Genomic DNA, 21359 nt, shown 5'->3' with positions numbered 1-21359 from the left:
TGACAGGAGGCCGGCAAACAGAGCTTCGGCAAGAGATAGCGCATGAAAATTGTGATTGTAGGTTCCGGCGGCATGGTTGGGCAGGGTGTGTTGCTGACAAGCCTGGCGGCAAAAGACGTGAGCGATATTATTCTGCTCGTCAGAAAACAGCCTGAAGGCGAGCATGACCCCCGAATTCGTTATGTGGTGAACGGCGACCTGCTGGACTTTGACGCGGCGGACCCGCTGTTCGACGATGTTGATGCGTGTTTCTTCTGCGCCGGGATGAGTTCATCCGGAGTCAGTGAGGAAGTGTATCGACGCGTCACTTACGACATGACGCTGCGGGTTGCCGGGCAGCTCAAAGCCCGCAGCCCGCAGATGAAGTTTGTTTATGTCTCCGGCGCAGGCGCAGACAGTAGCGGAAAGAGTTCGCAGATGTGGGCGCGTGTGCGTGGCGAAGTAGAAAACAAACTGCTGATGCTGTTTCCCGGCCATGCTGCGATTTTCCGACCAGCGTTTATTTTGCCTACGCCAGAAGTGCAGTCCCGAACCCCGGCTTACCGGCTTTTATATACCGTGGTTGCCCCCGTCATGCGCCTTATCAGCGCCACTACCGGAAAGCGATTTTTATCTATTATCGACATTGGCAACGCGATGCTGAACATCACGCGTTTTGGCGTGGAAAAAACTGTTATGACAAAGTCGGATATTGTGGCCTGTGCAGATCGTCATCGCTGAACCGGGTAACACAGGTGATTAGCCGATGTTAGCCTGTTTGGTCGCCGGCATGCCCGGCGTTTGACCGGTCATGCTGCGCTAAAAACAGGTAACTGGGGTGGGCAGCGCGATCGGTTCGCTGGCCTTGAGCGAATGCTGATGATCCTTGACGGCAGTCCTGTTCCTGCCAACCGCGCTGATGTCACTCGTCGTCCCGGCGATCATTTTGATGCAAACAGGCATGGCCCCGGTATGAGGATGAGAAGTTTGTGGCTAAATACTTTCAGGAGGGAGCAGCGTATATCAGCGTCAAAAGGCCATTCCGAGCCCGACCTCTTATTTAAAAAAACCAACCTAAGGGCTGGTTTTTTTGCTTGCTGCCATACGGACTCTTCATCGAGCTCCGTTCGATTATTCGCGGCACGCCGCTCACCCCTTCGAAGCCAGCGCGTAAACCGCAATCCCTTCTTGCTCTTCTCCTCCCATCAGCGCGTCCCTGCACGAGGAAAGACTCTGTACACTAGCGAGTAAAGTGGTTCATCACACAAGCATAGCGCGGCGAAAACTGATCGCCGATAACGACCGTCTCACTATCAATACGTTTGACCATGTACAGCTTGTCCGCACGCTCATAGGCGTCAAAAAAAAGATAATCGATAGCATCTGGCGCATTATCATCTGGCGACTTTTCACGCCCTGACGGATTAATCGCATACACCCCCGCCGCATGTCCCAGGGGCCGGGAATAACGAAAGAAAAGCTTACGGTCAACAACATACTGACCACTTTCAGCTTTCAACGATCCCTGCACTGACAAGGAAAAATAGCCAGAGTGATAGCTGGTAATCAACAAAATCCCCTCAAGATCCATTTTTGACTTATGTATATCAAGGGACGAACTGAATTCAGATGAACAAGAAAAGCTAATTTCGTTCTTTTTGGCATCTCTGTTCACCAGTAAATAAGCTATCAGCGCCCCCCCAATAATGATGATCACCAATGCCCATAAATAAGGGGATAGATCCCTCTCAGTCTTCATACCACTCCTCACGATGATGATACTGACTATGGCAATGGTAATAACCATTGTTGTATCCACACTCCGCAGCAAATGTCCAGTTGATCAAGTCATAGTTACTGGCCCAGGTATTGAGATAAAGGTCTTTTTTCACTGAACAATCAGGAGTAATACCGGCTTCCTGAAAAATATCCTGAGCTCTCTTCTCGGTAATATTATCGGTGCTGGCATTTCCCAGAATATGAATTTGACATTGCTGCCAGCTGACGGTCCTGAGGACTGAAACATCAACCATCGGAATTTCATCGGGTATCCATGTCCACCAATATGTCGCCAGCACGGCAATACTGGTAATTAACCCCGTCAGACCGATCGTCCAGCGACTCGCTCTCTTTCGGCCTTTTCTGGCATCAGAAACAGCCGCTACAGGCTCCCCCGCTTTTTGCGGCTCCTCCAGCAGTTGAAAATGAATAACAAACTCACCGATTCTGAACCCCATTCGAGGAACCGTTACCACAACCTCAGCCGGGTGTCCGATAGAAGTAATAACTTTACGTATAAAGGAAACATGCTGATTCAGGTTTGCATCGGTTGCTCTGGCGCCATTACGCTGAAAAACATTAAGAAGAATCTCGTCGCGGGTAGAAATGTCGTTACCATTTTGCAACAAATAAAGAAGCAATTGCGATGCGACATTATTGAGAGTACCAGCCTTACCGGACGCAACGTCTTTTAAGGAGTTTTTATGCGGTCTGAATACGATACCATCGCCAATAATTACGGATTTAATCTTATCTATTGGGATATGAGAAACCAATGATGTCTCCTTGATACAGGAATATCCTTGAATAAATGTCTGAGGCGCTAGCATATCACAATTCATTTATCATTTTAGAATTTATCAGAGATCGCTTTATTAGCTATTTCATAACATCTATTTAATATTATACATATAGCCGAATACTTCACAGACAAAAAATGGCTATCCTGTTGTCATCTCTACACTTTGCCCCTCTTTTCTTTTTTCACAAAAAATTTATAAATGTTCTGCGGTAACCACTTCTGACTAAATAAAAATACAAACAACAGATAAAAACACCATAAATAACGTTAAATACAAAATATAAAACCACTACAAAGATCAAAAAAACAAGCAAAACAACATAAACAGTTGATAAGAAGAAGCCACAACAACAGGATCAGCTGAGTTTGATTCAATCCCACATTTTGCGTTGCCTCATTTTTCCACCGACTTAATATAGGTCGCCGAAACAGTGTTGATGGTTGCTTTTGATAATTCCGCGTTGATTATTACTTAGCTCACTCGCAGGGGATATTGATGGCCAGGAGCGGTATCACGCTATTGCCTTCAGTCGACAAAGGTATTTCAGGCAGGACATTCCTTTGCCTCAACACATTGTTGTAATAACCCAAACAGAAACAAGGTCTAGAATAAACATGAAAATGAAAAATGTAGCTGTCGCCTGTGCGCTGATGGCCGGTATGACATTGACGGCAACTTCTTCTTACGCGGCGAAAAGCGTCGACCCGACCAACGGGAAAATTCAGTTCTCCGGTACGCTGGTCAATTCAGCCTGTGGCCTGGCGCCAGAATCCAGCCCGGTACAAGTTAATTTTGGTGAGATTCCAACGTCTCAGTTAAAAGATAACCAGCGCGCAGGAACCAGACACGCGAAGATCGTCCTGCAGGGATGCGATACCACCGTGGCTAAAACTGCCACCGTGACTTACACCCCGGCAACAATCGATCCGGACAACGCAGCTCTGGCCGCTTTCACCTCCGGCACCGCTCAAGGCGCAGGTATCGGCATGGTTGATAGCGGCAACCAGGATGTGAAATGGGGCCAGGCGGCATCTCAGGTCAATATTACTGACGGTGAAACCGATATCGATTTCGTGGCTTATTTACAGGCCAATAACGCCTCTGCAGCAGTCACTCCGGGTGACTTCGAGTCTACCGTAAACTTCCAGATCGACTACCAGTAACGATATCGGGCAGGTGCATCGCTGCGCCTGCTTAGAACTTTATATCCAATAGATAAAGGGAGCGCAGCGATGCCTGGATGGCGGACTCTACTGCTTTTGATTCTCCTGCCATCAACATGGACCCTGGCGAGCACCAGTAAACTAGCTAAAACGCCAGGTAAAATGCATTTACAGGGGAAAATAATAGAAGCCGCTTGCTATGTCGATCATGATGACCAGCAATTGTTAGTTGAATTTCATAATATTTCTGCGAGAGATATTAGCAATGCCCCTGAAAATATTTCAGCGCATGATTTTAGTATTCATTTACTTGGCTGTTCATTAGGAGATTCACAACATCCAGGCAGTATATTTCATAGTGCCAGCATCACTTTTTACAATGCATCACAGAGCAATGATAAAGATGATTTAAGTGTGAAATCTGATTCCGGAGATTTATCAATTACAATCTTTGATAAATATGGAAATCCCATTCATATGGGGATCCCCTCCCCAGATTATGTACTGAATCCAGGTAAAAACACGCTCCGATTTACAGCACATTTAGTTTCCCCAAACGGATATATCCGTTCCGGTGAGTTTAACGCCAGCATGCATTTTGTTGTGAATTATCTGTAAGCCGTTCTGGTAATAAGGTCCTGAAGGTTAGCAAACGAAGATGACTACGCTGAATACATCCAAAACGCTTCTGGCACTTTTCATTGCCCTGGCCTGCACCTCTTTTTTTCCCGCTGCTGCAGACGAAACCATTGAATTCAATACCGCCGTGCTGGATGCCAGTGACCGACAAAATGTAGATTTACAGCGTTTTTCCGAAGGTAACTTTGTGGCTCCCGGAGATTATCTGCTGGACGTGCACATCAACGGCCAGGAGATCGCTCAGCAACAGGTCCGATATATCTCCGATGTTGACCATCCGCATAAGACCCTGGTCTGTCTCAGCCCGCAGCAGCTCGAACTACTGGCGCTGAAAGAGGATGCACTGAAATACACCCGCCCACTTGCAGAGAACTGTCTCGATATCTCACGCCTACCCGGCATAGCGCTGAACAATAGCGCCGGCGTCCTCGATATTACCGTCCCCCAGGCGTGGATGAAATATACCGACCCAAACTGGACGCCACCCGAACGTTGGGACAACGGCATAACCGGGCTCATTTTTGACTACAACCTTTCCGGGCAGGCAACGCGCTATCAACAGGATGGCGGCAGTTACCAGTCCCTTTCAGGTTACGGGCAGACAGGATTTAACCTCGGCGCCTGGCGTGTACGCAGCCAGTATCAGGCGAATTATACCTCTGACACACAAGGCACACGCTTCGACTGGGATCAATTTTACGCCTATCGTCCCCTGCCTATGCTGGCGGCGAAGCTGACGCTTGGCGAGATCTATTTAAACTCACAGATATTTAATTCTGTTCGTTTTACCGGAGCCAACCTCGCCAGCGACGAGCGTATGCTGCCGCCGAATTTGCAAGGTTATGCCCCGCAGGTCCACGGCATTGCCAAAAGCAACGCCAAAGTCACGGTGAGCCAGCAGCAGCATGTAATCTATCAGACCACCGTCCCGGCAGGGCCGTTCAATATCGAAGATCTGCGCAGCTCGGTGCGCGGCACGTTGGATGTTCGGGTGGAAGAACAAGATGGCACGGTTCAAACCTTTCAGGTCAATACGGCTGATATTCCCTACCTGACGCGTCCGGGTTATATCCGTTACAACGCCGCCGTGGGGAAGCCCTCGCGTTACGACCATCACCTTCAGGGGCCGGCGTTTTATAGCGGCGACTTTTCATGGGGAATGAGCAACGCGTGGTCGCTGTATGGCGGTGCGCTGCTGACCGGCAATCGCTATAACGCGGGGTCCCTGGGCATAGGGCGCGACCTGAGTCTGCTGGGCGCCCTCTCGGCGGATGTCACCCAATCGATCAGCCGGATAAAAAATCAAAACCAGCAAAAAGGATTGTCCTTCAAGCTCAGCTACGCCAAAACCTTTGATGAATACAACAGTGCCATTACCTTTGCCGGCTATCGTTTTTCCCAGCGGAACTTTCGCTCTTTCTCGCAATTTCTGGATGAGCAGTACGAAAATAACGACAGCACCGGGCGTGAAAAAGAGATGTATACCCTCACCGGGAATACCACCTTTTTTGCCGACGATCCTCGTCTTGCCACCACGTTGTATCTGACTTATGCCCATCAGAACTATTGGGATCGACGTTCGCAGGATCGTTATGGTCTGTCGGTCGGGCACACGTTCTCGTTTGCCGGTATGGAAGGGATCAGCGCTAACCTTGCGGCCTATCGTTCTGAGTATCAGGGAAAGCGCGATGACAGTCTGTCACTTTCCCTGTCGATCCCGTGGCGAGACGGACGCTCGACAGAATATCAGTTGCAAAACAGCGGTGGCCGCTCCAGCCAGATGGTTTCTTATTCCGATAACCGCGATCGCAATAATCCATGGCGAGTACGTGCGGGTCTGTCAGAAGACGGGCGAACGGCCTTTGATGGTTACTACCAGCACCGCAGCATGATGGCGGAACTAGAGTCTAACCTCAGTTGGCAACAGGACCGCTATATCTCGGTTGGAGGGACGGTGCGCGGTGGTTTTACCGCCACGCGGCACGGAGCCGCCTTCCACAATAGCCAGGCCTCAATGAACACGGCCCGCGTGATGGTCGATACCGACGGAGTTGCCAACGTTCCCCTCAATGGTCAACAGGCCCACTCAAACCGCTTTGGGATTGCTGTCGTGCCCGACATTGTCAGCTACAACAGCTTTGATACCCGCATTGACGTCGACGCGATGGCTGAGGACATCGCCGCCACTAAAGCCATTGTCACCAGTACGTTAACGGAAGGAGCCATTGGGTATCAACGCTTTGCGGTAGCTCAGGGTGAAAAAATGATGGGGTTGCTGCGTCTTGCCGATGGCTCAGCCCCGCCTTTTGGCGCAGAAATTTTTAATGCTAACGGCGTCAGCGTCGCCATGGTCATGGACAACGGGGAAAGCTGGATCGCGGGGGTCAAACCCGATGAAACGCTCTCCGTTGTGTGGGGAGGCCAGACGCAATGCCACCTGAACGTTCCCCGACACATTAACCCACAAGGCAATGTCTTGCTGCCTTGCCACTCCTCTTAACCAGAAAAATGAATACTGCGATGAAAAACCAATCCTCTTTTCCTATACGTCGGGGGCTGATGTCAGCCACTTGCGGCCTGCTACTGGCTGCGGTAGTCCATTCGGCCTGGGCCGGCGTCGCCCTGGATCGTACCCGTTTGATCATCACCGGGAACGATCGCTCAGTGAGCGCCAGTTTAACCAACACCAGTCCCTCAACGCCCTTCCTGGCGCAATCCTGGGTGGAAGATGCCAGCGGCGCCAAAGTGACCTCTCCCCTCATGGTTCTCCCCCCCTTACAGCGCATTAACGGTGGGCAAAAAGGAATCGCCCGGGTCACCAAAACCAGCGGGATTACCTCCCTTCCGCAGGATCGTGAAAGTTTGTTCTATCTCAACGTGCGCGAAATTCCGCCGAAACCGGATAAACCCAACGTTTTGCAGCTGGCGATGCAGTCGCGCATCAAGCTGTTTTATCGCCCTTCGGCGATTGTGCCGCCAGAACCGGGGACAGTCTGGCAAAACCAGTTGGTCTTCCATAAAAACGGCAGCCAGTGGTCGGTAGACAATCCGACCCCCTACTTCATCACGGTCATCGGTCTGAGCCGCAAAACCGAAGCGGAAGGCAGCGGCAGGCTAACAAACTTCCCGGGGATGATGGTTGCCCCTAAATCATCGCAGAAGTTTAAGGTTACCGACGCCGGGATCGGTCAGTTCGTCATGATGTATGTGAATGATTTTGGCGGCCATCCGGAACTGAGATATCGCTGCACAGGTGATATTTGCCGGGCATTGCCAGCCGATCAACAACCCCGGTAACAGGATTCATCAGGGAGATTCGTTAATGAAGAAGCGACTTTGCATCCTGCTGCTGGCAGGGTGCTCCTGCTCCATTCAGGCCGATAACGGGCACCACGACATGAGCCATGTCTCAGGTGAATATGGCGACGTCCGCTTTCACGGGCGCGTTTATGTTTCACCCTGCGTACTGGACATGGCGTCCCGCGATCAAAGTATTAACCTCGGAGATATTCCGGCGAGCGCTTTTCACCAGGCAGGCGATCGTAGCCGCCCGGTTCTCGTCACATTGTTTCTCAATGACTGCCTGAAAGGTTCGAGCCACACCATACGGGATCTCCCGGGACAAACCTCCGCTACCCCACCGCTCGCACGTAGCACGCGGGAGCAAGGCATTTCCCTCACGCTGATGGCGGAAGGCGCGTGGGAAAATAGCGATCTTGCACGCATCCACGGCGATGTTCAGGGAGCGGGGATCCGCGTCATGACCGAACACCAGCAGCTTATCCATCTCAATCAGCCACAGCGCATGTGGATGATTAAACCTGGAAATAATGCGCTTCACTTTCTCGCCGCGCTGGAATCCACCGGACCCGAGGTCAGCGCCGGTGCCTTTCAAGGACTGCTCAGATTGAAGCTGGAGTATCTATGACCCTATTGTTCAAAGCCCTGCTTGGCGCCACGCTCTCGTCCATGACCCTGGCTGCATCGGCATTCACGCAGGGAGAAGGCGAGCCGCAAGGGGGGATGCCGCATCAGTATGATATCGAGCTGAAATCGTTAGATATGGATAAAAACCATATTGGCGGACGTACCAGTCCTTTCAACTGGAATCTGAACGGGCAATATGTGGTTAATTTTCATTGCCCTGTTGAAAATATCAGTCGCGGGGCTATCCATTACTCAACGCTTTCAACCATGCCGCTCTCATCAAACGGCCCCAATCGCTATCGTCTGAATGAATATCTGGATGTCGAGGTTTCGGTGTGGATTGCCGGAAACTATCGCGGCTACGTACCCGCTCCCTTTACCAATGTGTCAAATCGCCTGACCAACAATTCATGTTCGAAACGCAACGGCGTCTCTACGGTCAGAAACGTCGAAAGCGGCTCCAAAGGGAAAGTGGTATTTATCGTCACCAAACCGATCATTAACGGGATCAACATCGCTTCGCAGTCGCTTCTCGACGTCGCGGGACGAATGGGAACCGCCGGTCCGACGCCAACGACCTCTATTTCACGGGTGGTGATTAAATCCGGGATTATTACCGTTCCTGATAAATGCACATTTAATCGTGGCGATAAAATCACGGTTGAATTCGGCAATTTACCCGGGTCGAACGAGAAGCTTAATGGGGTCAACTTTAGTAAATCGATCCCCATCCACGTCCAATGCGAAGGCGGAAGCTTTGATCAGGGCGCGCTGAATATCAATCTGGCCGTCCAGACGAGCACAGCCTCCGGAACCGCCGGATTTAATAACCAGTTTCTCGGCACCCTGAGTAACGGGCAGAAACGCGACGATCTTGGCATCATCCTCAAAGACGAGGGTGGCCGTACCGTGGTACCCAACCAGTTTTATAATGTGAAAGGATTTTATCAAAATCAGGGCGACTGGAATCTCACCGCCGCTCCCATCGCGAATCCTGGCGCAGGAAGTGTGAAAGAGGGGGAATTCGAAGCCTCCGCAACCGTTGTGGCACAGTTTCAGTGAGGCGCCCGATGACCTACCGGATACTCCCGGTGCTGCTCTCTTTATTCCTGAGCGGCGCCGTCACTGCGGAAACCAAACTTGTCGGCGGCGATATGCATTTTCATGGCACCGTCATGGCACTGGCCTGCAGCCTTCCGCCCAACGCAGACAAGATTGAAGTCGATTTTGGACAGATCGCCGCGAAAGACCTTTACCTGAGCGGACGCAGTCAGCCGCAGGCATTCACGATCCCCTTACGTGATTGTAATCCCGACGTTTTCGCCACGATTTCCGTCACCTTTAACGGCACTGAAGATGCAAATTTACCCGATCATCTGGCCTTGAACAGCGGCGGTCCCGGAAGTGCCTCTGGCGTGGCGATAGGGTTGAGTGAGGAGGACGGCGCCGCCATTCATCTGGGCCAAAGCACCTCCCGACAGGCCATTACCGAAGGCCCCATGGCGCTACACTTTCTGAGCTGGGTCGAGGTGGAGCCTGATGCCCTGAAAAATCAATCCATCGAGTTTGGCCCGTTCAGCGCCAGCGGAACCTGGACGCTAAATTATCAATAGCATGAAGACCTCCTCTTTATCGCCTCACCGCTCGGGACAGCGTTTGATAATCGGCCTCAGCACGGCGTTCTGGGGTATCACTCTCCACCTTTACTGGCCCAATAACGGCGGAAGCGGGTTGTCACTGCCGATGAATATCATGGCCTGGCTCTACGCCGGGCTGATAATGGGCGGTGCATCCTGTTTGTTATCCCGCCGAAGATGGCGCATCACGACGCCATCGTTGTTCATTATCGCTGGCACCTTCCTCCTGACGCTGCTTTGCCTGTTGACGCCTGCGATCTGGCGTTCGGAAGCCATCCTCGTTGCCGGTGCGATAACCGGCGGCGCATTGTTTTATCTGGTTCTGCTGCAAATTCCGCTGACAGGCAAGGTCTTCACTCAGTTACTCACAATCCTGTGGGGCGCAAGTCTGCTCGAATGCGGCATATTCACCCTGCAGTACCTGCATCTGCCTCTGGCGCAGTTCTGGGAATTTCCCTGGTGGCGAGACGCTCGCCCATATGGCATTTTTCAACAGGTCAACCTGATGGCCAGCTTCACGGCAAGCGGAACTCTGCTGTCCGCGACCCTCGCCTTACGCACCGGCGCCCGATGCCGTATTGCCATCGGCGCAGGCATGCTGTTAATGGGGTTTGTGCTGCATGAAAGCCAGTCCCAGACCGGATATCTGTCACTGTTTATCGGCTGGTTTCTGCTGCTGTGTTGCTTTCCTGCGCGGCGGCGGCTGGCAGGATTATTGCTGCTCCTGATTCTGGGCATGGCGCTGGGGGAGTGCGTACGGCGCCTGCTATCCGTCGCGATCATCGATCATCAGACCTCCACCCGCACCCGCTGGGAAGTCCTCCGCGACTGCTGGACACTGTTTACTCATCATCCCTGGATGGGCTCCGGAGTCGGCAGCTTTCCCGCCCTCTTTCTGATGCATTTTGGCCACACGGGGCTGAGCCGGATTGCTCACCCGCATAATGAACTGGCGCTATGGCTGGTTGAAGGCGGCATGGCCGGGCTGGCCGGCACCGCCTGTTTTATCTCTGCCGGATTCAGGCTCTGGCTGGCTGGCAATGTCTGGCGTCGCGCCTGCTTACTCTGCGCGGTTCCCGTCTTGATCCATATGTTGACGGAGTACCCCGTCTGGCAATCGACGCCACACTGGTTGTTGTTGATCCTGCTGATGCGTTGTGCGGATCGCCCGATAAAAGGAACACAGCTCACCGGGGTGACCACAATGACGATCCGCACCTCGCTCGCGCTGCTGACCCTGATAGTGATCCCACTGCTGGGAAAAACGCTGCATATTCAGCAGCAGCTGACCGCCATTGAACGACAGGGAGAGCAGTGGCGGCTTCAGGCCCAGGTTCCTCCCGGCGGCTGGCTTCTGAGGTCCCGGTATCAGTTCGATATCCACATGGGCTACCTGCAACGTTATCAACAGACGAAGGACGAACGGTGGCTGAACGCCTTTCGGCACTGGGCCTCCCGCTACGTGCGTGTCCATCCCGATCCGAATGTCTCATTCACACGCATTTTGATTGCCCAGCATCAGCACGATTTTGCGCTAGCCCGCCACCTGGCGCACCGCTTTTATCTCGAGTACCCAAAAGACCGCCGCATCCCCTGGCTACAGGACACACGGCGCCCCTTCAATCACAGAAACAATGAACATGAGCAGAAAGATTGAGAATGTCCGATTCCCGTCAGAGATGAGCCATCACCGGGAACTGAGCCCGGTTTGCGGGATCCGGCTCGAAATGATCCACTTTTTTGCAGATTCTGTCTCTAACGTCACTGAAGTGCTAAGTCAGATTCAGACGAAACTCTCGCCAGATGCATTCTTTCGCCATCTCTCTGTTCAGGCGAAACAACAGTTATTTTTGTGGCAAATCCAACAAGTTATCGCATTACCAGGCCGTTTCTCTCTCAACATGTCACTCAACATGATGACTCAGCCAGCGTTTATCCAGGCGCTGGTTGCGCAGGGGCGTCCAACGCGGATTATTATTGAAATACAGGACCCTGGTAATATGCAGCACCTTGCCAGGGACGAACGACAAATCGTACTGGCAGCGATACGTACTCTCTATCGGGCGGGGTTTAAAGTCTGGCTCGATGATTTGTATCCGCATCAGGTACCGATCTGGCAGCGCACGGGGATGCGTTTTGACGCGATAAAAATCTCCAGCGAGCTATTTCACCAGCTCAGAACAGCAGAACCACAGCTGGCCGCGCTGATTGCACGCTATCGCGAGATGGGCGAACGAGTCGTCATTGAGGGAGTTGAAACCGGACAAGATTACGCGCTCAGCCGTGACAGCGGAGCCGATGCCGTACAGGGATTTTTACTGCGCGATCCCCTGCCAATCGCACATCATCTCAGTTAAGCGATGGCGCGAATACAGGCACGCAAACATTGCCTGAATGCAACAAGATAATCCCGCCGCTGCCCTGACTTCCCCACCATATTCCCGTCAGCGCTCTCTTCCAGACTGCCGCGTCATAAGCGCAGACTAAGGATAGGCTCTGCCAGATGATTATGCCGATGCGGTGCGCCCTGCTGAGCATGATGTGAAAAACCCACCGCCAGGTGGGTTCTTGCGGCGATGAATCCGACTATAAATACTCAGTTGCCGCCAGCCTTCTTAATCGCCGCATCCAGCGAGTCTTTATCAGCCAGACCCGGGAAGACGGTAATCGTGGCTTCGGTCGCGCCGGTGGTCGGCATCACGATTACGCCCGGCGTTCCGCTTAAGCCAATCTCCTGCGCCAGCTGGTTGGTGCTCTCGAGGGCAGCCGCAACATCCGTCGCTTTCTTCGCGTCGAAATTCACTTTCTTCGCCTGCTGCTGCACATCCGCGGCCGTCAGCTTCCCTTCGTTATGCCCGGTGGCGTAAATCCCGTTATGGTAGGTCAGGTAAGCTTCCGCGCCCTTCTGCTGGTAAATTTGCAGGCCAGTCTTCGCCGCCGTCAACGAGGTCTCCCAGCGACTGCCGAAAATGGGCCACTCTTTAAACGCAAACCGGGTCTGCGGATTTTCTTTAATCACCTGCTCCATCACCGGCGCCAGACGGCTACAGTAAATACACTGATAATCAAAGAATTCGATCACGGTCACCTTGCCATTGGCCGGTCCGTAGGTCGGGGTATTTTTATCCTGGGTCAGCGCAGCCTGGTTTTTAATCACGGCCTGAGTTGCCGCGCTCGCCTGCTGTTCCTGCTGAATCTGCTGAAGCTTCTGGCTCGCCTGCAGCAGCACCTCCGGATGCGCGACTAAGTAATCCGCGGCAATTTTGCCAATGCGGGCTTCCTGCTCCGGGGTAAAAGTTGCTGCCGGCGCCTCCGCGGCAATGGCCAAAGCCGGAAGAAGCGTGGTGCCCAGCAACGCGCCAATCAATATTTTTTTCGTACCAGCCATGAGGATAATCCTTGCGATGAGTAAACGGCAGGTGGGTCTGACAAAACAAAGTACCATCCTTTTCCGGTGAATCATCCCGGCACGATGCATTGATTCGTAACTTTTTTTTTCAATATCGCGCATGGGCAACCCCAGCGCTCTTTTGCCGGGCAGTGGTCAATGCGCCAGAACAGAGGTACGCTTGCTGCGGTTTTTCCCTTGAGGATACTTTTTTTAACATGATATGAGTCAGGCATGAACGAGCTATTCAATCAGTGGGATGTTGTTGTTATTTTGCTACAAATCATCGCAATCGATCTGCTGCTGGGCGGCGACAATGCGGTGGTGATCGCCATGGCGTGCCGCAAGCTGCCGCCCGAACAGCGTACCAAAGCGATTATTATTGGCACCTTCGGCGCCATTCTGGCCCGCGTTCTGCTGTTGGCCATTGCCGTCTACCTGCTCTCTCTGCCGTGGCTGAAAATTGTCGGGGCGCTCCTGCTGCTGTGGATCGGTATCAAGCTGGTTGCCCATCAGGATGAAGATGAAGAGATCGGCAGCTCAGGCAGCCTGTGGCGGACCGCGGTCACCATCACGGTGGCCGATGTTATTATGTCGATGGATAACGTGCTGGCGGTCGCCGCCGCCGGGAAAGGCCACCTGCTGCTGGTCGCGTTGGGCGTATTGATCAGCATTCCGATCATCGTGGCAGGCAGTAAGCTGGTACTGGCCATCCTTAACCGCTTCCCGGTTGTTATCCTGCTGGGAGGCGCCCTTATCGGCTGGATAGCCGGCTCGATGTGGGTTACCGACCCCACCATCGTACGCCTGTTTCCGCAGGCACCCGATGCGCTACCGCTTATCGCCGGCGCCCTCGGCGCGGCGCTGGTGCTGCTGGAAGGGCTTCGTCGCAACGGCCGGGCGCGTCCGGCCAGCTAAGCGCCCGCCGCTGACAGACGCCGTCAATCCCGACGGCGTCAAGTTTCCGCCAGATTCCTTCCCCACCGGCACTCATTTGCCCTAAGCTTATGACTGAAAGTCGTGACCACCGCAGCAAGTCAAATGAGATAACGCCATGGAATTAAAGGATTATTATGCCATTCTAGGGGTTAAGCCAACAGACGATCTAAAAACAATTAAGACCGCCTACCGCCGCCTGGCTCGTAAATATCACCCCGATGTCAGTAAAGAAAGCGATGCCGAAGCGCAATTTAAAGATCTCGCCGAAGCCTGGGAAGTCCTGAAAGATGAACAGCGCCGCGCCGAATATGACCAGCTCTGGCAGCACCGCAACGACCCGCAATTTGGCCGCCAGCAGCACTCCCGCGAACAAAGCTACAGCCAGCAGGATTTTGACGACATCTTCTCGTCGATGTTTGGCCAGCAGGCGCACCAGTCCCGCCGCCAGCATGCCGCCCGCGGCCATGATTTAGAAATTGAAGTCGCGGTGTTCCTTGAAGAGACACTGGCCGAGCAGACGCGCACCATCAGCTACAAACTGCCGGTCTATAACGTCTTCGGAATGGTTGAAAGCGAAACGCCGAAAACCCTGAATGTGAAAATTCCCGCCGGGGTCAGCGACGGGCAGCGTATTCGCCTGAAAGGTCAGGGAACGCCGGGAGAAAACGGCGGACCGAATGGCGATCTGTGGCTGGTTATCCACATCGCGCCGCATCCGCTGTTTGATATTGTGGGCCATAACCTGGAAATCGTTCTGCCGCTCGCACCGTGGGAGGCGGCGCTTGGCGCCAAAGTGACCATCCCGACGCTCAAAGAGAGCATCCTGCTGACCATCCCGCCGGGTAGCCAGGCGGGACAGCGTTTACGTATTAAAGGGAAAGGGCTGGCCAGCAAAACGGCCACCGGCGATTTATATGCCGTGATTAAAATCGTCATGCCGCCCAAACCGAATGAGAAAGCCAGCGCGCTCTGGCAACAGCTGGCCGATGCAGAGGCCGGCTTCGAGCCGCGTCAAGCATGGGGGAAAGCATAATGGCTAAAATGGCAGTGACCTTTACGATGACGGAGTTTTGTCTGCATACCGGCGTTTCCGAAGAGGATCTGCGGGAGATCGTCGGCCTGGGCGTGATTGAACCACGCCAGCCGCTGACGGAGGTCTGGTTGTTCGACGATAGCGCGGTGATGATTGTCCACCGCGCGATGCGCCTGCGTCGGGAGCTGGAGCTGGACTGGCCGGGTATCGCGGTGGCGTTAACGCTGCTCGATGAGAATGCGCGGCTGACCCGCGAAAACCGGCTGCTGCAGCAGCAGCTGGCCCGTTTTCTGGCGCATAGTTAAGCCGGTAGCACAGCAGGCTCTTCTGCCATGGCCCGCCTGCGCGGGTCAACAAAAGACCAGGCATCTTTTGATGGCCTAAAACCGGTAGGCCGGGCAAGGCGCTGGCCGCCGCCCGGCAGAAATGCGGCGCCCTGCCTCATACAGAACCGACTAACGATGTACCCACTCCGGCAGCCAGTCGCCGTGGCTGGCAATCAAATCGTCCACCAGCGCATAAATCTCTTCGATGCCCAGCGCGGCAGAGGTATGCGGATCCATCATCGTGGCGTAATAGATGTAGTCCCGGTTCTCGGTAAGAATGGCCTCGGTCAGCAGAGTCTGGACGTTAATATTGGTCTGCATCAGCGCCGCCAGGTGCGCAGGCAGCCTCCCGACTTTGGTGGGCTGAATGCCGTTCGCATCCACCAGACAGGCCACTTCCACGCAGCACCCTTGCGGCAGGTTGTCGATCAGCCCCTCGTTGCGCACGTTACCGTACACGACGCTCGGCTCACCGGTCCAGAGGGCGTTGATGATGGTGCTGGCATACTCGCGGGAGGGTTTAATCTCAATCCGCTCGCGGGTTTTATACTGCTCCAGCTCTTTGTGCCAGTTGGCCACCTGCTCCACGCAGCGTTTTGGATATTCGTCCAGCGGCACCTGATAGCGTTCAATCAGATCTTCACGCCCCGGCTTGATAAACCACGGCGTATATTCCGCGAAGTGCTCTGACGACTCCGTCACGAAGTAGCCCAGCTTTTTGAACATCTCATAGCGAACAATATTCTGGCAGCGCGAGTTCTCCCGATGCTTCGGCGCCCGCCCGTCGGCAAAGGCCTGCAGCATATCCGGATAAATGCTGACGTAGCTGCCGTCGGCCCGTTTTTTCTCCAGCGACAGATAGAACGCCATATGGTTGATGCCCGCGCAGCGATAGCGCAAATCCGCCGGGTCGAGATCGAGATCGTGCGCCAGTTCTTCCGCCGTTCCCTGCACCGAATGGCACAACCCCACCTGTTTAATATGCGGATAGCGCGCATACATTGCCCAGGTATTCATCGCCATCGGATTAACGTAGTTCAGCATGGTCGCCTGCGGGCACACTTCCGTCATGTCCTCGCAAATGCGCCACAGGTGTGGAATGGTGCGTAATGCGCGCATAATCCCGCCCGGGCCGAGCGTATCGGCAATGGTTTGTTCCAGGCCATGCAGCTTACAGACTTCAAAATCGGTGACGGTACAGGGCTGATAGCCGCCAATCTGAAAAGCCACCACCACAAAATCCGCATCCTTCAGCGCAGTTCTCTGCTCGCGATGGCAGCTAATTTCACCGTCGGCGCCGACGGAATCCATCAGCTTACGCACCACAATGTGCGACTCTTCCAGCCGGGTCGCATCGATATCCATCAGCGCAACGTGCGCCGATTTCAACGCCGGACGCTGAAAAACGTCACCGAGAATATTTTTGACGAAAACCGTTGAGCCAGCGCCGATAAACGTAATTTTTGGGGCAGACATAGTGCTCTCTCCATCAGGTCATTGAACCCCTGCAGAGTGGCACGTCCGCGCGGCTTCCCGCTGCCCTCTTCCCGACAGAGCATTCCCGGAAACTCAGATTGGCGGCGGGACAACACGAAATCTAAGTTTATGGGAACAAATCGGCGAAAAAGTAGAGAAAACGGGCCGTTTAATCCGCTAAGATACCGGCATACCGGTGCAAAAAACCAGCAAGTGTGATGATTCAGGAACCCACGCCGTCATGGAACAAAACCGCCCGCCCTCGCGCCACGACCCGCATATGAGCAGCAGCGACGAGAAACAGACCCGCAGCCCGCTGGCGCTCTATTCCGAATATCAGCGGATGGATATTGAGCTGCGCCCGCCCCACGCGATGGCCACCAGCCACTGGCATGGCCAGGTGGAGGTCAACGTGCCGTTCGACGGCGATGTGGAGTATCTGATTAACAATGAAGCGGTGCTCATCAAACAGGGCTATATCACCCTGTTCTGGGCCTGTACGCCGCACCAGCTGACTCGCCCCGGCAATTGCCGACAAATGGCTATCTTTAATCTGCCGATGCATCTGTTTTTATCCTGGCCGCTGGATCGCGAACTGATCAATAACGTCACCCACGGCATGGTGATTAAATCGCTCTCCGCCCAGCAGCTCAGCGTCTTTGAAGTCCAGCGCTGGCAGCAGGAGCTCAACAACGACAACGAACAGATTCGCCAGCTGGCGATCGATGAAATCGCGCTGATGCTTAAGCGCTTTAGCCTTTCCGGCTGGCAGCCGATCCTGGTCAATAAAACCTCACGCACCCATAAACACAGCGTCTCGCGGCATGCGCAGTTTTACGTCAGCCAGATGCTGGAATTTATCGCCGCTCACTACGATCAGGCGCTGACCGTCGATGCCGTTGCCGAGCATGTCAAACTGAACCCCAACTATGCAATGGGCATTTTCCAGCGGGTGATGCAGCAAACCATGAAGCAGTACATTACCGCGATGCGCATCAACCACGTGCGCGCCCTGCTCAGCGACACCGATAAGACGATCCTCGACATCGCCCTGACCGCCGGTTTTCGCTCCAGCAGCCGCTTCTACAGTACCTTTAGCAAGTACGTTGGTATGCCGCCGCAGCAGTATCGTAAGCTCAGCCAGCAGCGCCGGCAGGGCCTGCCGCCCGCGCAGCCATAAACGGGCATAAAAAATGCCGCCGGGGAAGCCCGCGGCGGCATGATTTAACGCAAGAACCGATTATTCGTTAATACGCGGGTGCTGCTGCACCAGTCGGGAGCGTTTTTCCTGCAAATCCGCAATCTCCTGATCGAGATCTTCGATTTTGTGTTCGATGTTATCGTAGTGCTCGCCGAGAATTTCTTTCGCTTCCTGGATATCCGAAGCCGCAGGCGTCGCCCCTTTCAGCGGGCGGTTTGCCGTCTCTTTCATCGTCAGACCGGTCATCAGCCCGATAACCGCAATGACCATCAGATAGTAAGCCGGCATCATCAGGTTCTGCGAGGTTTCCACCAGCCAGGCCGCCAGAGTCGGCGTCAGACCGGCAATCAGCACCGAAATATTAAAGGCGCTGGCCAGGGCGCTAAACCGAATATGGGTCGGGAACATCGCCGGCAGCGAGGACGCCATCACCCCGATGAAGCAGTTGAGCACCACCGCCAGCAGCAGCAGACCCGCGAAAATCAGGCCAATAACGTTGCTGTTAATCATGATAAAGGCCGGAATCGACAGGGTAAACAGCGCCACGCTACCGATCAGAATAAACGGACGACGGCCGAAGCGGTCACTGAGCATACCGATAATCGGCTGGACGAACAGCATACCGACCATGATCGCAATAATAATCAGCACCCCGTGATCTTCCGAGTAGTGCAGGTTATGCGACAGGTAGCTCGGCATGTAGGTGAGCAACATGTAGTAGGTCACGTTGGTGGAAATCACCAGACCGATACAGGTCAGCAGGCTGCGCCAGTGTTTGGTCGCAATCTCTTTAAAGGAGACTTTTGGCCCTTCCTGTAACCCTTCACGATCGCCCTGCTCAAGGGTATCAACGTGCTGCTGGAACGCCGGAGTCTCTTCCAGCGCATGACGAAGATAGAGACCAATCAGCCCTAACGGCAGGGCCAGGAAGAACGGTAAACGCCATCCCCAGCTGAGGAAGTTCTCTTCACCCACCACGCTAGAAATCAGCACCACCACGCCGGCGCCCAGGACAAAGCCGGCTATCGAACCAAAGTCCAGCCAGCTCCCCATAAAGCCGCGCTTGCGGTCGGGAGAGTATTCAGCAACAAAGATGGATGCACCGGTATACTCGCCGCCCACCGAGAAGCCCTGCGCCATTTTACACAGCAGCAGCAGAATCGGCGCCCAGATACCAATCGAGGCGTAAGACGGAATCAGACCGATACAGAAGGTACTGATCGACATGATGACAATGGTGATGGCCAGTATCTTTTGTCGACCATATTTATCGCCCAGCATGCCGAAGAACAGGCCGCCTAGCGGACGGATTAAGAACGGAACGGAGAAGGTCCCTAACGCGGCAATCATCTGCACGCTGGGATCGGCATCGGGGAAGAAGACTTTACCTAAGGCATACGCCACAAAACCATACACACCAAAATCGAACCACTCCATCGCATTACCCAGCGATGCTGCGGTAATCGCTTTCTTCAGTTTGCTGTCATCAATGATGGTCACATCCCGAAGCGTGATGGGTTTTACTTTTTTCCTTTTAAGCATAATTATCCTCTTTTGCTCTCGCCTTGAGCGCACGAATCTCCGCCGAATGACAAGGTCATTCGCGTCATGCGTTGGGAGCGGCGAATTGCTGTGCTCCACATTTCAAGCGTAGCAGGTTTGCCTGCACTGTCTGCTGACAGTCCGTACAACCGAACCTGTTGACGCCTGCTCTGGCCATAATGAATATGCGGTGCCGCTAATAAGTGTAGTGAATTTGCGTTCTCGCCTTTTTACCCTAACAGCGTTTAAATTTGGGATCAACTTCACAAAAATTTACCTACCCTTAAACAGAGTCGGCTAAAACCAATAAGTTCAATGAATATTGGAGCTTAGCAATACATTTCCGGAAATATCTGGCGGTTTTTATGCAAATAACCCCGTCACTCTTCACGTGATATATTCATTTTCTTCCCGGCGATAACTCATAAAAAAGGCCCGACAAAAGTGCGGGATTGCGCTATAATCACTTACACTTTCGGCTATCAGCCGCCATTTAATGGACCAACGTCCTGTTTTACCCAGTAATCGCGAGGAACGTCATGCAACTGCCACACTGCCCAAAATGCCATTCTGAATACACTTATGAAGACGGCGGCATGTTTATCTGCCCGGAATGCGCCCACGAATGGAACAATGCCGAGCCTGCGGATGATAACGACGCGCTGGTAGTCAAAGATGCCAACGGTAATTTACTCGCCGACGGCGACAGCGTCACCGTAGTAAAAGATCTCAAAGTTAAAGGCAGCTCTTCAATGCTGAAAATCGGCACCAAAGTGAAGAATATCCGACTGGTGGAAGGCGATCATAACATCGACTGTAAAATTGATGGTTTTGGTCCGATGAAGTTGAAATCCGAGTTCGTCAAAAAGAACTAATTCTATTTCCCCGGCACCGGAGATTTATTTTCCCGCTCCTGAAACGGCCGCCGGGATAAATGAACGGATATATTTCCGCTGCGTCGCCTGATTATTTCCCGCATGTCGCAGCATCCAGACCCGGCTCTACCGCCTGGTCTGGATGGCTCATCACCTTCTACACTTAATGGGTCTTCGTTACCTGAGGTAATGGTTATGCCCTTAAGTCCTTACATCACCTTTAGCGGCAACTGCGCAGCGGCGATAGCGTTCTATCGGCAAACGCTGGGCGCCGAACTTGTCCACCAAATCACCTACGGCGAAATGCCGCAGAATGCCCAGGATGCCCAGGATGGCTGCCCTTCCGGCCAGCATTTATCCGCCGACTGTATCGCTCATGCCAGCCTGCGCGTCGCGGGTAGCGAGCTCATGCTCGGCGACAGCCCGGGCGGCGAGACCGATCGCTACGCCGGCTTTACCCTGGTACTCGATACTCAGGACCTGGCCGAGGGCAAGCGCTGGTTCGATAGCCTCGCCGACGGCGGGAGCGTCGAGATGGACTGGCAGGAAACCTTCTGGGCCCACGGCTTTGGTAAAACCATCGACCGCTTTGGCGTGCCGTGGATGGTGAACGTCGTCAAACAAGCGTAAAACTTCCCCCTCCGGGCGGGTT

Annotated in this window: 21 protein-coding genes; 16 read left to right on the top strand and 5 right to left on the bottom strand. The window is 53.7% G+C overall.

Annotated elements, in window-relative coordinates; all coding sequences use genetic code 11:
- Positions 1 to 42 precede the first annotated feature (42 nt).
- A complete protein-coding gene (locus AC007G_RS17960; protein WP_142630557.1) occupies positions 43 to 720 on the top strand; it encodes an NAD-dependent epimerase/dehydratase family protein in 678 nt (225 codons plus the stop codon).
- A 499-nt stretch (positions 721 to 1219) separates the two neighbouring features.
- Here AC007G_RS17960 and AC007G_RS17955 read toward each other — a convergent pair whose 3' ends face one another.
- Complete coding sequence (locus tag AC007G_RS17955; protein WP_032697131.1) at positions 1220 to 1738, bottom strand: FidL-like protein; 519 nt, start codon at positions 1736 to 1738, stop codon at positions 1220 to 1222.
- Positions 1728 to 2534, bottom strand: a complete 807-nt coding sequence (locus AC007G_RS17950; protein WP_032697218.1) for a winged helix-turn-helix domain-containing protein — start codon at positions 2532 to 2534, stop codon at positions 1728 to 1730. Before AC007G_RS17950 ends, AC007G_RS17955 begins: the two co-directional genes overlap by 11 nt.
- Positions 2535 to 3175: 641 nt before the next feature.
- On the opposite strand from AC007G_RS17950, the gene AC007G_RS17945 reads away from it, so the two are divergent.
- From AC007G_RS17945 to AC007G_RS17905, 9 genes are all read left to right on the top strand, one after another.
- The gene (locus AC007G_RS17945; protein WP_032689872.1) at positions 3176 to 3724 is read left to right on the top strand and encodes a fimbrial protein; all 549 of its coding nucleotides are present in this window, start codon (positions 3176 to 3178) and stop codon (positions 3722 to 3724) included.
- A gap of 69 nt (positions 3725 to 3793) precedes the next feature.
- Positions 3794 to 4342 (top strand): fimbrial protein, encoded by a 549-nt coding sequence (locus AC007G_RS17940; RefSeq protein ID WP_072000050.1) that lies wholly within the window; start codon positions 3794 to 3796, stop codon positions 4340 to 4342.
- A 40-nt stretch (positions 4343 to 4382) separates the two neighbouring features.
- Positions 4383 to 6863: a fimbria/pilus outer membrane usher protein gene (locus AC007G_RS17935; RefSeq protein ID WP_142630559.1), complete on the top strand. Its 2481-nt coding sequence runs from the start codon at positions 4383 to 4385 to the stop codon at positions 6861 to 6863.
- 20 nt (positions 6864 to 6883) lie between these two features.
- Positions 6884 to 7660, top strand: a complete 777-nt coding sequence (locus tag AC007G_RS17930) for a fimbrial biogenesis chaperone (RefSeq protein ID WP_376768079.1) — start codon at positions 6884 to 6886, stop codon at positions 7658 to 7660.
- 25 nt (positions 7661 to 7685) lie between these two features.
- Entirely contained in the window at positions 7686 to 8291 is a 606-nt protein-coding gene (locus AC007G_RS17925) for a fimbrial protein (RefSeq protein ID WP_032689875.1), read from the top strand.
- Entirely contained in the window at positions 8288 to 9352 is a 1065-nt protein-coding gene (locus AC007G_RS17920) for a fimbrial protein (protein ID WP_032698351.1), read from the top strand. Before AC007G_RS17925 ends, AC007G_RS17920 begins: the two co-directional genes overlap by 4 nt.
- A gap of 8 nt (positions 9353 to 9360) precedes the next feature.
- On the top strand, positions 9361 to 9903 hold the full coding sequence (locus tag AC007G_RS17915) for a fimbrial protein (protein ID WP_142630563.1): 543 nt from the start codon (positions 9361 to 9363) through the stop codon (positions 9901 to 9903).
- A 43-nt stretch (positions 9904 to 9946) separates the two neighbouring features.
- Entirely contained in the window at positions 9947 to 11584 is a 1638-nt protein-coding gene (locus AC007G_RS17910; protein WP_312845620.1) for a PglL family O-oligosaccharyltransferase, read from the top strand.
- Complete coding sequence (locus tag AC007G_RS17905; RefSeq protein WP_064793410.1) at positions 11568 to 12284, top strand: EAL domain-containing protein; 717 nt, start codon at positions 11568 to 11570, stop codon at positions 12282 to 12284. The genes AC007G_RS17910 and AC007G_RS17905 overlap by 17 nt, the downstream gene beginning before the upstream one ends.
- A 239-nt stretch (positions 12285 to 12523) precedes the next feature.
- Here the strand turns inward: AC007G_RS17905 and AC007G_RS17900 are convergent, their stop codons facing one another.
- Complete coding sequence (locus AC007G_RS17900; protein ID WP_142630567.1) at positions 12524 to 13315, bottom strand: DsbA family protein; 792 nt, start codon at positions 13313 to 13315, stop codon at positions 12524 to 12526.
- Between the two features lie 234 nt (positions 13316 to 13549).
- Here AC007G_RS17900 and AC007G_RS17895 point away from each other — a divergent pair, with 234 nt between their 5' ends.
- The 3 genes from AC007G_RS17895 to cbpM all read left to right on the top strand — a co-directional run bounded on the left by AC007G_RS17895 (position 13550) and on the right by cbpM (position 15592).
- Entirely contained in the window at positions 13550 to 14233 is a 684-nt protein-coding gene (locus tag AC007G_RS17895; RefSeq protein WP_032697125.1) for a TerC family protein, read from the top strand.
- A gap of 136 nt (positions 14234 to 14369) precedes the next feature.
- A complete protein-coding gene (cbpA, locus tag AC007G_RS17890) occupies positions 14370 to 15287 on the top strand; it encodes a curved DNA-binding protein (RefSeq protein ID WP_032689882.1) in 918 nt (305 codons plus the stop codon).
- Positions 15287 to 15592 carry a chaperone modulator CbpM gene (cbpM, locus tag AC007G_RS17885; RefSeq protein ID WP_032689883.1) on the top strand — a complete coding sequence of 102 codons (306 nt, stop codon included), beginning with the start codon at positions 15287 to 15289 and terminating at the stop codon, positions 15590 to 15592. The genes cbpA and cbpM overlap by 1 nt, the downstream gene beginning before the upstream one ends.
- Before the next feature lie 150 nt (positions 15593 to 15742).
- Here the strand turns inward: cbpM and melA are convergent, their stop codons facing one another.
- Positions 15743 to 17089: an alpha-glucosidase/alpha-galactosidase gene (melA, locus tag AC007G_RS17880; protein ID WP_032689884.1), complete on the bottom strand. Its 1347-nt coding sequence runs from the start codon at positions 17087 to 17089 to the stop codon at positions 15743 to 15745.
- Between the two features lie 241 nt (positions 17090 to 17330).
- Here melA and melR point away from each other — a divergent pair, with 241 nt between their 5' ends.
- Complete coding sequence (gene melR, locus AC007G_RS17875; protein WP_032689885.1) at positions 17331 to 18269, top strand: transcriptional regulator MelR; 939 nt, start codon at positions 17331 to 17333, stop codon at positions 18267 to 18269.
- A 60-nt stretch (positions 18270 to 18329) separates the two neighbouring features.
- On the opposite strand, the gene proP is transcribed toward melR, so the two are convergent.
- Entirely contained in the window at positions 18330 to 19832 is a 1503-nt protein-coding gene (proP, locus tag AC007G_RS17870) for a glycine betaine/L-proline transporter ProP (RefSeq protein ID WP_032689886.1), read from the bottom strand.
- 539 nt (positions 19833 to 20371) lie between these two features.
- On the opposite strand from proP, the gene AC007G_RS17865 reads away from it, so the two are divergent.
- Together AC007G_RS17865 and yjdN are read left to right on the top strand one after the other, a co-directional pair.
- Entirely contained in the window at positions 20372 to 20707 is a 336-nt protein-coding gene (locus AC007G_RS17865) for a zinc ribbon domain-containing protein YjdM (RefSeq protein ID WP_004097870.1), read from the top strand.
- A gap of 195 nt (positions 20708 to 20902) precedes the next feature.
- Positions 20903 to 21337 carry a VOC family metalloprotein YjdN gene (gene yjdN, locus AC007G_RS17860; RefSeq protein ID WP_032697124.1) on the top strand — a complete coding sequence of 145 codons (435 nt, stop codon included), beginning with the start codon at positions 20903 to 20905 and terminating at the stop codon, positions 21335 to 21337.
- Positions 21338 to 21359: the final 22 nt, after the last annotated feature.

It is taken from the genome of Klebsiella sp. CSG-1 (genome assembly GCF_056521145.1).
Note: the sequence above shows the minus strand (reverse complement) of the source record. Positions and strands in the feature narration are given on the sequence as shown.

Excerpts from the sequence above, each read along its gene's own strand:
- AC007G_RS17960 (WP_142630557.1), top strand. The coding sequence starts at position 43 with ATGAAAATTGTGATTGTAGGTTCCGGCGGCATGGTTGGGCAGGGTGTG.
- AC007G_RS17955 (WP_032697131.1), bottom strand. The coding sequence starts at position 1,738 with ATGAAGACTGAGAGGGATCTATCCCCTTATTTATGGGCATTGGTGATC.
- AC007G_RS17945 (WP_032689872.1), top strand. The coding sequence starts at position 3,176 with ATGAAAATGAAAAATGTAGCTGTCGCCTGTGCGCTGATGGCCGGTATG.
- AC007G_RS17940 (WP_072000050.1), top strand. The coding sequence starts at position 3,794 with ATGCCTGGATGGCGGACTCTACTGCTTTTGATTCTCCTGCCATCAACA.
- AC007G_RS17935 (WP_142630559.1), top strand. The coding sequence starts at position 4,383 with ATGACTACGCTGAATACATCCAAAACGCTTCTGGCACTTTTCATTGCC.
- AC007G_RS17930 (WP_376768079.1), top strand. The coding sequence starts at position 6,884 with ATGAAAAACCAATCCTCTTTTCCTATACGTCGGGGGCTGATGTCAGCC.
- AC007G_RS17925 (WP_032689875.1), top strand. The coding sequence starts at position 7,686 with ATGAAGAAGCGACTTTGCATCCTGCTGCTGGCAGGGTGCTCCTGCTCC.
- AC007G_RS17920 (WP_032698351.1), top strand. The coding sequence starts at position 8,288 with ATGACCCTATTGTTCAAAGCCCTGCTTGGCGCCACGCTCTCGTCCATG.
- AC007G_RS17915 (WP_142630563.1), top strand. The coding sequence starts at position 9,361 with ATGACCTACCGGATACTCCCGGTGCTGCTCTCTTTATTCCTGAGCGGC.
- AC007G_RS17905 (WP_064793410.1), top strand. The coding sequence starts at position 11,568 with ATGAGCAGAAAGATTGAGAATGTCCGATTCCCGTCAGAGATGAGCCAT.
- AC007G_RS17900 (WP_142630567.1), bottom strand. The coding sequence starts at position 13,315 with ATGGCTGGTACGAAAAAAATATTGATTGGCGCGTTGCTGGGCACCACG.
- AC007G_RS17895 (WP_032697125.1), top strand. The coding sequence starts at position 13,550 with ATGAACGAGCTATTCAATCAGTGGGATGTTGTTGTTATTTTGCTACAA.
- cbpA (WP_032689882.1), top strand. The coding sequence starts at position 14,370 with ATGGAATTAAAGGATTATTATGCCATTCTAGGGGTTAAGCCAACAGAC.
- cbpM (WP_032689883.1), top strand. The coding sequence starts at position 15,287 with ATGGCTAAAATGGCAGTGACCTTTACGATGACGGAGTTTTGTCTGCAT.
- melA (WP_032689884.1), bottom strand. The coding sequence starts at position 17,089 with ATGTCTGCCCCAAAAATTACGTTTATCGGCGCTGGCTCAACGGTTTTC.
- melR (WP_032689885.1), top strand. The coding sequence starts at position 17,331 with ATGGAACAAAACCGCCCGCCCTCGCGCCACGACCCGCATATGAGCAGC.
- proP (WP_032689886.1), bottom strand. The coding sequence starts at position 19,832 with ATGCTTAAAAGGAAAAAAGTAAAACCCATCACGCTTCGGGATGTGACC.
- AC007G_RS17865 (WP_004097870.1), top strand. The coding sequence starts at position 20,372 with ATGCAACTGCCACACTGCCCAAAATGCCATTCTGAATACACTTATGAA.
- yjdN (WP_032697124.1), top strand. The coding sequence starts at position 20,903 with ATGCCCTTAAGTCCTTACATCACCTTTAGCGGCAACTGCGCAGCGGCG.